Source organism: Paenibacillus sp. 7516 (assembly GCF_002272715.1).
GTDB classification, from domain to species: Bacteria; Bacillota; Bacilli; order Paenibacillales; family Paenibacillaceae; genus Paenibacillus; species Paenibacillus illinoisensis_A.
In genome coordinates this window covers 318,549-331,431 of the sequence record NZ_NPBI01000012.1, presented here as the reverse complement: position 1 = coordinate 331,431, position 12,883 = coordinate 318,549, and the positions used below count along the sequence as shown (strand labels likewise).

Annotated in this window: 12 protein-coding genes; 4 read left to right on the top strand and 8 right to left on the bottom strand. The window is 46.3% G+C overall.

Translation table 11 applies throughout. From position 1 onward, the window contains the following. Nucleotides 1-96 precede the first annotated feature (96 nt). Nucleotides 97-1,578 (top strand): alpha/beta hydrolase family protein, encoded by a 1,482-nt coding sequence (locus CHI14_RS12690; protein WP_095288801.1) that lies wholly within the window; start codon nucleotides 97-99, stop codon nucleotides 1,576-1,578. A gap of 266 nt (nucleotides 1,579-1,844) precedes the next feature. On the opposite strand, the gene CHI14_RS12685 is transcribed toward CHI14_RS12690, so the two are convergent. Continuing rightward, nucleotides 1,845-2,351, bottom strand: a complete 507-nt coding sequence (locus CHI14_RS12685; RefSeq protein WP_095288800.1) for a GNAT family N-acetyltransferase — start codon at nucleotides 2,349-2,351, stop codon at nucleotides 1,845-1,847. A 308-nt stretch (nucleotides 2,352-2,659) separates the two neighbouring features. Between CHI14_RS12685 and CHI14_RS12680 the strand changes: the two genes are divergently transcribed. Beyond that, nucleotides 2,660-3,622: a LacI family DNA-binding transcriptional regulator gene (locus tag CHI14_RS12680; protein WP_095288799.1), complete on the top strand. Its 963-nt coding sequence runs from the start codon at nucleotides 2,660-2,662 to the stop codon at nucleotides 3,620-3,622. Nucleotides 3,623-3,844: 222 nt separating this feature from the next. Here the strand turns inward: CHI14_RS12680 and CHI14_RS12675 are convergent, their stop codons facing one another. The 7 genes from CHI14_RS12675 to CHI14_RS12645 form a co-directional block, all read right to left on the bottom strand. Then, the gene (locus tag CHI14_RS12675) at nucleotides 3,845-4,135 is read right to left on the bottom strand and encodes a YfzA family protein (RefSeq protein ID WP_095288798.1); all 291 of its coding nucleotides are present in this window, start codon (nucleotides 4,133-4,135) and stop codon (nucleotides 3,845-3,847) included. Between the two features lie 154 nt (nucleotides 4,136-4,289). Further along, nucleotides 4,290-4,766 carry a nickel-responsive transcriptional regulator NikR gene (gene nikR, locus CHI14_RS12670; RefSeq protein ID WP_095288797.1) on the bottom strand — a complete coding sequence of 159 codons (477 nt, stop codon included), beginning with the start codon at nucleotides 4,764-4,766 and terminating at the stop codon, nucleotides 4,290-4,292. Nucleotides 4,767-4,818: 52 nt separating this feature from the next. After that, a complete protein-coding gene (locus CHI14_RS12665) occupies nucleotides 4,819-5,835 on the bottom strand; it encodes an alpha/beta hydrolase (protein WP_095288796.1) in 1,017 nt (338 codons plus the stop codon). Between the two features lie 73 nt (nucleotides 5,836-5,908). Further along, nucleotides 5,909-6,814, bottom strand: coding sequence for a hypothetical protein (locus CHI14_RS12660; protein WP_095288795.1), 906 nt, complete (start codon nucleotides 6,812-6,814; stop codon nucleotides 5,909-5,911). A 290-nt stretch (nucleotides 6,815-7,104) separates the two neighbouring features. Then, nucleotides 7,105-9,132 (bottom strand): hypothetical protein, encoded by a 2,028-nt coding sequence (locus tag CHI14_RS12655; RefSeq protein WP_095288794.1) that lies wholly within the window; start codon nucleotides 9,130-9,132, stop codon nucleotides 7,105-7,107. Next, a complete protein-coding gene (locus tag CHI14_RS12650; RefSeq protein WP_095288793.1) occupies nucleotides 9,107-10,006 on the bottom strand; it encodes an ABC transporter ATP-binding protein in 900 nt (299 codons plus the stop codon). Before CHI14_RS12650 ends, CHI14_RS12655 begins: the two co-directional genes overlap by 26 nt. Then, complete coding sequence (locus CHI14_RS12645) at nucleotides 9,999-10,388, bottom strand: GntR family transcriptional regulator (protein WP_095288792.1); 390 nt, start codon at nucleotides 10,386-10,388, stop codon at nucleotides 9,999-10,001. The genes CHI14_RS12650 and CHI14_RS12645 overlap by 8 nt, the downstream gene beginning before the upstream one ends. Nucleotides 10,389-10,732: 344 nt before the next feature. On the opposite strand from CHI14_RS12645, the gene CHI14_RS12640 reads away from it, so the two are divergent. Continuing rightward, on the top strand, nucleotides 10,733-11,563 hold the full coding sequence (locus CHI14_RS12640; protein ID WP_095288791.1) for a futalosine hydrolase: 831 nt from the start codon (nucleotides 10,733-10,735) through the stop codon (nucleotides 11,561-11,563). Further along, nucleotides 11,560-12,393 carry a 1,4-dihydroxy-6-naphtoate synthase gene (locus tag CHI14_RS12635; protein WP_095288790.1) on the top strand — a complete coding sequence of 278 codons (834 nt, stop codon included), beginning with the start codon at nucleotides 11,560-11,562 and terminating at the stop codon, nucleotides 12,391-12,393. The genes CHI14_RS12640 and CHI14_RS12635 overlap by 4 nt, the downstream gene beginning before the upstream one ends. The last annotated feature ends 490 nt before the right edge of the window (nucleotides 12,394-12,883 follow it).

Sequence of the window (12,883 nt, the reverse complement as noted above, 5' to 3'; positions counted from 1 at the left end):
ACAATTCATTTGTAAGGATCATGTAAGATTGGCTACAGGGTCTTTACAGTTACATGTAGTAATCTTTAAATTACAATACATGATTTAGGAGGCTTTATGCGAAATATTGAAATGCTACTTCTCATTGTGAATACGATTCTGCTCTTCGTTTGTGCATTCCTTCGTCTCCCCAAAAGGGCCCTGCTGCAAACGACTGGTGCCGTAATTTTGTTGTTATGTGCAGGAGTTCAGATCCTTCTTGAAGGCTACCGCTGGCAAAATATTCTCCTGTACGGATCAGCTCTCATTATCGGTTTAATGGCTTTACAGTCGTATAGAGCTGGAAGATCAGATCAATCGATCCTAAAAGCCTCTGTCTCTAAGACAAAAACGCGGTTGAAACAAGCTGTGGTCATTCTGCTCCTGGCAGTCTATACCGGCATTGCTGCCCTCTTGCCAATCATCTTGCCGGTCTTTGCCTTCTCAGAACCAACTGGCTCCTTTCCAGTAGGAACGACCACGCTCTTCATGGAAGACGTAACGAGAAGCGAACCAGCAACAGACAACCCCGGTGATCACCGGAAGCTCATGGTTCAGATATGGTACCCTGCTGAAAGTGCTTCGGAGGCACCAAATGCAGATTATATTGAGAATGTGCCTGTTGTATTATCTGGTCTTCGGGAAGCCGTGTCTATGCCGCCTTTTTTACTTTCTCAACTTCGCTATGTAAAAACACATGCTTATACAGATGCCAGAATATCATCTGCGCAGGAACGCTTTCCACTGCTGTTATTTTCTCCAGGTCTAACCGGTTTTCGTAACCAAAACACATTTCAGGTGGAGGAGCTGGCCAGCCAGGGGTACATCGTGGTCGGCATTGATCATCCTTACGATGCGGCAGCCGTTATATATCCTGATCAATCAACGGCTCTGCTCAAATTGGAAGGTTTATCGGGCTTTGAAGATTATAAAGCGAAGACCCGCTATTGGGTTGATGACACCAAATTTGTTCTCGATCATATCGAGGCCATGTCCTCGTCAGCACAGTCTGGAATTCTCTCGGGAAAAGTGGATATGAAGCGAATCGGGGTGTTCGGCCATTCATTCGGTGGTGCAACAGCAGCCCAGATGCTGATGAAGGATTCTCGAATCCAAGCGGCTCTGAATATGGACGGAGTCCTTTACGGCGAGCCCGTTCCCGAGCATGGCTTCGATAAACCGTATTTGCAGATGAATGCAGCTCAAAGCATCGACTACGAATGGTTTGCGCAATCTCTGGATCAAGCCGTTGAAGCTTCCGATCATGACCGGGACCATTATGAGCGATTTTGGGCCGAGTCCCAGCAAAGACGAAAAAAAGCAGCTATGGGAAAGGATTCTTACTTTGTCGTTTTTGACCATGCCAACCATATGAGTTTCACGGACTTTTATCTATTCTCCCCATTGCTGCCGCCGAGAGGTGCTGAGCCAAAACTTGTACAGACATATATTAACGAATTGTCGACGGCCTTCTTTGATAAATACCTGAAAGGAAAACAGGAGATCAACATGGAAACAATCGTACGGGATCGGAGCAATGTTACTTTGCAAAAGCCTTAATTTGGAGGCGAATTCTGGAATTACGGAACAACGATCTGTTAGCAATGCAACCACCGTGAATTCAAGTCTTAATCCATAGGAAGGCATTCAACTTTTTTAGAAGGCGTTTTCCATGCGTAAACATTCTAATTCAGCTTCGAGAGCTTCAACGGACCACCCCAATTGCTAGATGGCATCTAACAATTGGGGTACAATTCACGCTTGACGGGCCAAATTTTAACTAAAGCTAGGATAGAGCCTAAGCCATACGAATTCAACAAAAAAACTCAATCCCATTCCGACGCTATAACCCCCATAATATACGTATCGTGAAACTCTCCCTCAAAAAAAGCATGTTTCCTTAATTTCCCTTCCACACAAAATCCCACTTTCTTATACAAACTAATAGCTTGTTCATTAACACCTCTTGTTGTTAAGTAAATTTTATTTAAACGTAGTTGCTTAAAGCCAATGTCAAGCATTTGCTTCATAGCAGGTTCTCCATAACCTTGTCCACGAGCTTCTGGAGCTAACAAGATACCAATACTTGCTCTACCATGTTCAAGTTCTATATTTTGAAGAATAACCCATCCAATTAGACGCTTTTCTTCATTTTTTATAGCTAATATAAGATCTCCGTCTTGACGTTTTTTCTCCACATGATTCAGAGTTTGTTCATAGTTCAGTGGAGTTCTTCCAACCATGGAAATAGAAACGGAGTCATTCAACCAGTGATGCAGTTCTTTAATGTAATCTGTTTCAAAAGCATGTAGAGTTACTTGTTTATCGCTCATTTTTCTTCCTCTTTTCATAAAATTATTTATAGTAAATATAAATTGACACGATTCAAGTAATTATTTTTCATTGTAAACTTCAAATAAATAACTGAAAGGGTCATTTTTGTTATCTGTTTCCGACTTTCTTTCATGTAGTGATATAGCAAATGATGCTAAAATCAAGATACAAGCACACATATAGATTAAACTCAACATGCCCAACACTAGACCCATACAAGTTCCTCCTAAACTTTTTATACATTGATAAAAGCTTAGATTATGGAACCCGTTTCAGAGCAAGCATGAAAAATTTGAAAGGAGAAAAAATGGCAAACATAAGAGATATCGCAAAAATGGCCGGCGTCTCAATTACAACCGTATCCCGTGTAATTAATAATCAGCCGTATGTAAGCTTAGAAAAAATAGAAGCGGTTAGACGAGCTATTGAGACAAGCAAATATGAAAAAAACATAAATGCCGTCCATTTAAGTAAAGGAAAAACCTTTCTTATCGGTGTGGCAATTCCATTTTTTAATCATCCATTTTTTGCTTTGATCGTCGAGGGTATTGCAGACGAGGCATTGAATTCTAATTATAAGATGGTTCTATTTCAGACTAATTATGAAGAAAATAGGGAAATTGAAGCATTAGATATGTTAAAACAAAAGCAAATAGACGCTTTGATTATCTGTTCCAGAATTTGTGAATGGAATGTTATAGATACCTATTTAGATTATGGACCAATCATCTTTTGTGAAAATACGGGAGACAGAAAAGTTTCTTCAATATATATGAATCATTATAAAAGTTTTTCCAAGGGTTTAGAGTATTTGTATTCTAAAGGTCATAGAAAGATTGGCATTTGCGTAGGGAGAAAAGTGGGGACGAACGGTGTGCAAAGGATATCAGCCTATAGGGATTTTTTAAAAAAGCTCAACGAACCATTTGAATCTGAATATATTTTCTCAGACTATTATGATTTTGAGGATGGGCACGAGATTGTTGAAAAATTAATAAATATGAATAATCCTCCCTCAGCTTTATTAGTTTCAAACGACCAATTAGCTGCAGGAATAGTTACATGTAGTAAGGAAAAGGGAATTTCAATACCAGATGACCTGGCAGTTATAGGATTTGACAATCAACCAATAGCTAAAATTATGAATATTACTACAATTGAAATACCTCTAGTGGAGATGGGAAGAAAGTTATTACTTCGGGCAATTAGTAATGAAGTTCTTTCATGCGAAGAAATAGCCGTTAAATTAGTTGAGCGACTCACAGTTTAGTAAAAAACTTTGGCGGTTCCCAACCTGCTTTTGTGACTATTTCCAATCGCATCGACAAATACACCGACTCAAAATGCATCAAAACTAACATTTGTTACCGCAAAAAATAAGCAGCCTGCTAATCCGCAGACTACTCATGGCTTTTCAACTAAAGTTTCCCGTTAGCTAAAAAATTTCTTCAGTTATGTACATGCTTCAAAAGGCTTAGGATGATTCTTAAACTTAGCGAGAAAAGATCTTTTTAATCGCACTTATTATACCAGGAACAAGAAAAAAGATACCAAAAAAGACAGTGAGTAAATTATATTGGGGTGTTTCATAGAAATTAAACCATTCAGTGAAAATAGAGGTGTTAAGAATCCTTCCGAATATTGTTCCATCGGTATCTCTGTAATTAAGTATCCATCCTGTTGCTTCAGATGAAATGAAGAATATCTGTGACAACAAAAATACACCAATAGAAGATACCCAATATCTTTTCAGAAATGGTACAACATTTTGTTTCCTAACCAAAGTAATCCCATCCTTATCAAGTACTATTTTCTATATATTATAAATCTAATACGGATATTTAGGGATTTAGTTCCAAAATAACAAATAGAATAACAACCGACATTAAGCTATTTCCGGGGACATACTGTTGGGAAAAGATCATCATTGATTCATCTCATTCATGACGGTGGTCGCTGTAATGATTATGGCTGTGGCGGTTTGCGAGTTCGTTCAGCTCATCCACATATGTAACAGAGAGCTCGGCATAGAGCACCCCTTTTTGCACCTGAATCTGTTGATGCAGATGGCTTAAGCGTCCGAGGTTCCCCCTTACGGCGATAACCTCCAGGCATTGGTCATGGTTCAGATGTACGTGCATGTTGGAGATTATGTCATGATGTGCCTGATGCTGCAGTTCCATTAACCGGACCGGCAGATCGCTGATATGGTGGTCATAGACCATGACAATCGTTCCTGCCACATCCTGCTCGGACTGCAGACGGGAAGGCTCCAGCAATGCTTTGCGAACCAGATCACGAAATGCCTCGGACCGATTTTTGTACCCCCGCTCTTCAATATATTCATCAAACTGTTCAATCAGCGGAGTAGGGAATGCCACGCCGAATCGGGTCAAATCTTCTTTATCAGCCATTCATAGCCTCCTGCACATCGTTTACACCTGAGTGTACCATAGTCCAGCTGCTTCATCGACGATGCTTCTGCAAAAATCGTACAACCTCCTCGAGCGCCCTTTTCCCGCCATCGGTCTGAAGTTGAAATTGATAGTCATGTCCCAGCTTTTCTGTAGAAGCGGTAAAAAACAGCGTTTCCGTTTCAACATCCAGTCGCTTCAGCGTCTGTGCCAGTTCAACCGATTGCCCGGTTAACGGGTCACGATTGCCTGAAGTAATAAATGAAGGCGGATAGTTTGGCGTAACCTGCAGTACGGTCGACATCTCATCCAGACGGGGATATTCTTCAAAAGCTTTGACCCCCGTATAAGACCAGAGGAATGTCCGGATGAGAGGAAACCCGCTTTCGCCAACGGTACTCATGTTATAAGGCCCACAGTATAGAAGGACACCTCGCAGCTCTTCTAGTTCAATCGAGGGTTGTATATTCATGAGCTGAGCAAGGGCCTGATTCGTTACCACTGCTGCGGTCTGACTGGCAATCTGAGCACCCGCGGAATTGCCTGCGAGAAAAATATTATGGGGATCTCCCTTAAATTCTGTGGCATGATCCTGAATATAAGTCAGGGCCTGATTGGTTTGGAACACAGGCGTCGGATATGTGGCATCTGGTGCAAGGGCATAGTTCATACTGACGACCACGAACCCCCGCTCAGCCACTTTCATCGCATAGTCGGCTATGTCTTCTTTGCCACCCAAGACCCAACCGCCTCCATGCACCCATAAGACAACAGGCAGCAATTCAGTTGCTGCTGACGGATAGTAGATATCCATCGTACTGTTGCTGCGTCCCCCATCGATATAGGCGACATCCTTCAGATGGCTTACCCCTTCAGCCATAACGACATCGGAGTCAGATGGAGCAAACTTGATTAGCGTTTTTAAAAAGAAAATAGGAATTTTGGGTGTAATCTGTGCGCCGATAAAAAGAGTAAATAGAGTTACCATTACGATCACGCCCGGAATCCAATACAACTTACGTCTGTACCACGGCCTTGCCGTACCTTTGGTGTCTAACTTTAACTGCAACAGGGTCACCTCTGTTCATTCGTCTGTCTGCATCTAAAGTGGTGTACGCCTGGGGTACTGGCCGGGTTTCCATTTATTGTGTCTTCTTGGCGAGTTCTTTTTTCACTTTCAGGTAGGTATCCGCAACTTTTTGCTCCAATGTATGGATATTTTGTTTGGAGCCAGCCCACTTCTCCGCAGCTGAAGAGAGCTGATTCAATGAACTCAATACACGTGAAGGCTGGCCGTCTTTGATATTCTGTTTGAACAATTTCAATGCATTCGTATATCGCTCTTTGGACAGGCTTGCCTGTTTTTTGGCAGTTTGGATCTGTTTCTTGAACGGATCAGCAGCCGCAAGCATGGTACGCAGACGCTTATCCTCTGTACTTTTGCGTTTGCGGGCATCGGCAAGCTGCTGTTTCTTGATGCGAATGTCTGCCTTCGCCAGCTGTACAGCCGGTTTCAGCGTGTCTGCCTGCGCACGGAGTGCGGCAGTCCAATCCTTGTTCTTGGTGGCTCTGGCTGCAGCAAGCTGCTTGTTGACCGCCGTGTACAATGCAAACATCGGCTCATACCGGGTTTGGGTACGCTTCAGCGTATCGGCCAGTGCAGCCAGTTTCGCCTCATCCGTTTTTCGTATTTCCTGACGAAGCCTGGTTAACTCAGCCGTATTCGCTGCATGTAGGGTTTTGGTTTTCTGCTCCCAGCTCTGCTCCTGCGCTGTCCATGTGCCCACTTTTTGATACGTTTGCTGAAGAGAAGCTTTCGTCTGGGCATCCGCCTTCTTAAGCAGAGCTTCCCATGACTTCTGAGCGGTTACGCCAAGATCCGGGCCAGCCGCCTCGGCAGCTGACGTAAAAAGATGCATGGAACCCATGCTGGCTACCAGAAGCAGCGCGATGCAAAACCGAGCGATTAAGCCTCTCCCCATCCTGCCACTTACGCTGCCGGAACTCGCAGCACCATCCATGGTCTGGTGATCTTCCACCGTATTCATTGAACCTTCCTCCTCGTTTACTCAAAATGTAGTGCAGCTTCCTCGTTCTCCAGTTGATCCAAGGTGAATCGGTCGAAACAAACACAAAAAAAGCACCCGCAAAATCAGACTACTGCCTGATTCTACGGGTGCTTCCCTTATTAACCGTTCCCTATATGATTCGCGATTATATCTTATTCTGGAGCGAATCTCAACCTTTTCAAATATATTCCAATATAATCATTTCGTCAAGCAAGCCTCATGGGCTAAACATTCGGCAGCGGGAGAACCCTTCCCGCTTACCATTGGATCTACTTTTCGGACAAAATGGCTTTCATCTCTTCGGTCAAGTCTTCTTCCTTCAGCATCATATAGATGTTTTCCCCACGTATGGCATTCAGCTTGATCTGATAAACGGTGGCTTTCTCCGTCCGCTCTCCTGATCGCTGACGTTCTAGCAGATCGCTAATCATTTTTTTGTTTTTAGTTGCGACCTGCTTGCTGCTGCCCAGACTTCCATCAATATATTCCGGCTGAGCATATACCCACTGAGGATTACCCGGACTATCGATCTCCTGCTTCACGAACTGCGCCGAGGCAATTTCGTCTGCCGTGACAAGCAGTTGATCATATAATTTGTTCTCTTTCAGCCACGCGATAACCCGGTCATAGCTCGGTTTGATTTCATAATTCCACATTTCCCTCGGTTGATACGGATCTTTGGAGTGGGATTCCTGATTTAATTCCGCATATGCAAACGACTGCCAAGGGGAACGTTGTTCCTCATAGGTTTGATCCAGAATATCCTGCTTCAACAGTTCCTTGAACTCCCGAACCTGGTCAGGACTGCCAATATAAATTTTACGATACGAACTGATGGTGGAACGGATACCAATACTGAGGATATCCTCGTCCAGTTTGTACGTATCATAGGCTACCTTTTTATAATCCTCCAACTGTTTCAAGGCCATTAATTCCTGCCGAAATTCTGTTTCGGGAATTTGGTATTTCCGCTTCATAACCTTACCGTTACTAAGCTTATAGCTGATATACACGTACTCGTCATAATCATCATTCGGATTTACCGGGTCTTGCAAAGGCAGATTGAAATTGATAATTTTCTGATGAAGGGCAAGTACTGCCCCCACAAATTCAGGATTATCCGAGTAAAATGGATGATCATCCATTTTCTGATTCACTCCGTTAACGTAAGTGTAACGATCTCCTCCAAGCTTAATGCTTTGGACATCATTCACTTCCGGCACTCTGCTAGCATAACCATTCCATTCTGCGACAGGCACGTACAGAATTAACCCGGACAAAAGGCCATATAGTGCCAGCTTAGGTACTAATCTGACGTTCCAGATCAGCCACGTTTTGCGAATAATCATCTCAGCCACAATGTAACCGACAATGCCGCCTAGAACATATCCGAAGATGGTCCACCCGGTGGATCCTGGCGGTGCAATAACCGTGAAATAGGCTCCACCAATCAAAACCAGCGTAAACATCAAGCCAAAGCGAAATATTGGTTTTACAAGGGTAAACGTAATCGCCTGGGTAGCGGATTCCACTTTACGCTTGGCATATAAAACATAAGCTAGTGGGATGAACAAGATGGCCAAAGCTGCGTAGATTATGAGTTCCCCATCGACCACTGGAAACCTGCTAATTGAAGCCATCCGTAGGACAAGGGATATTTTCTCTGCATAGCTGCTCATATCACCATATGGATATCCAAACAGATAATGCTGCAGGTGCAGCGTAAAGATAAACCAGAACACAACAGGCAATAACAGGATTGCATACACCGTTAGTCCCTGCAGTACAGATTGGCCGATACACATGCCCACAGCTACAGTCAGCATAAACATAAACAGTGAAAAAATGCTCATGCTGAGGCCCCACATCCAGATCTCACTGCCGTCAAAGATAAAAGCCATACGATCCTGCACAGCCCACACCCAACCTGTGATCGCCGTGGTAAGCCAGATCGGGATCAGGATCATTCCGAAGCCGGAGAGCAGATTGACCGTTAACAGATGTTTGCGCTTCAGTGGCAAACCGTGGAACAAGTCAGACGGCGCTCCGGATTGCATATAACGGAATAAGAAAATGCCCATCGCCACCGGGAACGTGATCGCAAACAAGATATGGGTTTCCCCATTTGCCTCAAACAAGCTGGTAATTTGCTGCGTTACACCACCTCTATGCTCTGTTGCAATGTAGAGCGGAAGCGAAAATAGCAAAGTGAGCAGAAATAGTATTCCGAGCCAACCGTGCTGCCTGAAATTTTGGAACAGGATGCCCCGGTTACAGAATAATCGGTTGAATATCATACCCTGCATCCTCCATTTCATAAATAAATATTTCTTCCAGCGTCAGCGGCAGCACGTCCAGCAGATAAGGATTCAAGGCCCGGAACCGTTCCGTCACTTCCTCGCGACTGCCTTTGACAATGTACAGCGAGACACTTCCCCGCATCTCTTCATGTAAAATATTCAGTTCATCCATCGCCTTGGCATCATCAGGATGACGGAAAGCCACCTGAATCTTATGAGTATCGGCCTTCAGATCATCGAGATCCTTCTCTACAATAATGCGGCCCTTGTGCATAATGGCGACGTGATCACACAGATCTTCGATTTCGCGCAAGTTATGGGACGAAATAATAATGGTCACCTGGCGCTCAGCGGCTTCCTGGAACAGCAAATTTTTGATCTGCTGCCGCATCACCGGATCAAGGCCGTCAATCGGCTCATCCATGAGCAGCACTTCCGGCATGCAGCTCAGCCCAAGCCATACAGCTGCCTGCCTGCGCATGCCTTTGGACATGCGATGCAGCTTGCGTTTTACATCGAGCTTGAACACTGTGGCCAGCTGTGCGAATCGCTCCTCATTCCAGCGCGGATACACGGAGCGATAGAAGGCCGCCATCTGGGCAATGGAGGACTGCGGGAAAAAGTACGGCGCATCCGCCATGAAAATCGTGCGGCCTTTGAGATCCATATTTTCATAAATCTCGGCCCCGTCAATGTGAACGGTCCCACTGTCCTGGCGATAAATGCCGGCTATGATTTTGAGCAGCGATGTCTTACCTGCCCCGTTGGAGCCAAGCAAACCGTAGATGGATCCTTTATGTATGTGCATCGTAACGCCATCCACCGCTTTTTCATGTTCAAACGCTTTAATCACCTGATTCAGCTCAATCATTCGGCTCCCCCTTTTCGATACGGGCCATCGCTTCCTGGAACAAAAGCGTCATATCCGCCTTCGTTAAACCGGAGTACGTCGCTTCTGCAATCAGCTTCACCAGTGCTGCTCTAATCTCATCTCTCATGGCTGCATTCGGATGTTCCACAGACGATGATACGAAGCTCCCTTTTCCCTGCAAAGAGTAGATGTACCCCTCGCGTTCAAGCTCCCGATATGCCTTCTGAATCGTATTCGGATTGACGGTCAGCTGCGCTGACAGTGTGCGCACCGAAGGAAGCTGCTCATCAGGTTGGAGAACACCGTATACGATCATTTCCTTGATTTTGTCCACTAGCTGTTCGTAGATCGCCTTACGGCTGCGTACATCTAATTCGAACATCCCGCACCTCCTCTCCTCAAAAATAATGTAATACCCATAAGCGAGATGACTGACTGTATATGAAGTGTATGCTTTTAACACCAAGGTGTATTAACTGTACTATTATTATTAATACAGTAGAATTGGATTGTCAACGGTATCTTTGACTTCACTCTTAATACGCGATACCTTTATATATATGGAGTGACATATATAAGATCCAAGCACCGTTAACGAGGCAGCACATGTAAGCGGATCATGTTCAGACAAATACATGGAAAAGTTGTTCCTCTCTTTCCCATTCCGTTATGATGGAGATGACCAAATATAGCGTTGAATCTAACACCTTATAAGGGAGAACTCCGATGAACAAGCAAAATCAGGCTTTACATCATACAGAGTCAGACGGCTCGGCATCGAACCAAGCAGCTCCGCGCGTATTAATCGTAACCGCTGTGGATGCGGAGAAAGAGGCCGTACTTCGCGGTCTGGGTGACCAAGCCGCGGAAATGTTTGACGTGATCGCTGGCGGGGTGGGCCCGGCAGCAGTTGCAGCAAGTACGGCAGCCAAGCTGGCATTCGCTGCAGCAGCTGGCGGGAAGGCGCTGGCGCAGGGCTCCGCCGCGCCAGACGGACCGGATGCGGCGCAGGCATCTGCCGCATTCCCGGGGCCCCTTGCCGGAGCAGGCCTGACCCCAGCGTACACGCTGGTGATCAGTGCCGGCATCGGCGGCGGGTTCCCCGGCCGTGCGGACGTCGGCTCACTCGTGGTGGCCGACGCCATGGTGGCTGCCGATCTGGGCTCGCAGACGCCAGACGGCTTCCTGAGCGTGGACGAGCTCGGATTCGGCTCGTCCCGTGTGGCGGCGGACGCAGAGCTTGCCGCTCGCCTGCGCCACGAGCTGCAGCGGGCCGGGCACGCTGTCAGCGGAGGCACAGCGGTCACCGTGTCCACGGCGACCGGAACGGCCGAGACGGCCGCGGAGCTGCTGCGCCGCGTGCCGGATGCCACCGCCGAAGGCATGGAAGGCTTCGGCGTGGCAACAGCGGCCAAGCAGTTCGGCGTACCTGCGCTCGAACTGCGGGCCATATCCAACGCGGTCGGTCCACGCGACCGCGATGCCTGGCGCATCAAGGATGCCCTGGATGCGCTCCAGGCAGCAAGTTCCATTTTACGGGAGGTACTTACATCATGAAAATTGCATTTTCCCCTTGTCCTAACGATACATTTATCTTTCACGCCTGGGTGCATGGACGGATTCCGGGTGCTCCGGAACTGGACGTCCGCTATGCGGATATTGATATTACGAATGGTCTGGCTGCTAACCCCGGCGGACCGGATGTGTTGAAAATTTCTTATGCAGCTTTGCCTTACGTGCTGAACGAGTATGCCCTGCTGCCTTCCGGCGGAGCGCTGGGAAGAGGATGCGGACCACTCGTTCTTACAGCTAACGGCACCACCGATCCTGCATACCTGTCCGGACGCCGTGTTGCCGTGCCGAGTGAACGCTCCACCGCTTATCTGCTGTTCCGTCTATGGGCAGCCCAGAATGTCCCAGGAGGCGTGGGCGAGATTGTTGTGATGCCGTTCGATCAGATCATGCCGGCGGTGCGGGATGGCAAAATCGATGCAGGTCTGGTCATCCATGAAGCACGTTTCACGTACCAAAACTACGATCTGAAGCTGATGACCGACCTCGGCAGCTGGTGGGAAAGCGATACCGGCCTGCCGATCCCACTCGGAGCAATCATTGCACGCCGCAATCTGGACGCTCATGCACTCGCTGGATGGGCACGTGCATCCGTGGAATACGCTTGGGCACACCCGGATGAATCCAAAGAATACGTCATGGCGCATGCACAGGAAATGGACCCGGATGTCGCGGCTCAGCATATTGATCTGTACGTGAACGAGTTCAGTGCCCATCTGGGCGATGACGGCTATGGAGCTATTACAGCCCTGCTTGGACGAGCGATGAAAGAGGGCCTCGTTCCCGAATTCGACCTGAATCTGCTGCGAATCTGATCTGAGCCAGCAAACAGCAAGCTGTTCGTTAGGATGGAAACGGAGCCTGCTTACCTTGGGTTTTAGTTATTTCAGTCGCTAACGAACCTGTCGCAACCTATTCGGAGAATTCAGTCTTAATGGACAGGCTGATGAACATTAGACACGTTATTCGGACAGAAAATGGGACAGAACAAGTGAAACGATGAAATAAGCCATCTACGATGCGTTACACTCAACGGACCTCTGGTACCTCTTCCAATAAGAGATACTGAGTTCGTTAGCTTTACTCATCAGATATACTCATTAGCTCAAATCATCAGATCTACTCATCTAAGCAGCGACACTGATTGCCTGTACGGCGCCACTAATTATGTATCAAAAAAGGGGCTGTCCCCATAGTCATCAATATGACTTCATGGGACAGCCCCTTCTATCTAATTTTCGTTACTACCAATCGAACCCAGCCATTACAAGTTAGAACAAGACACATTTCAGAAAACGTTTTAGT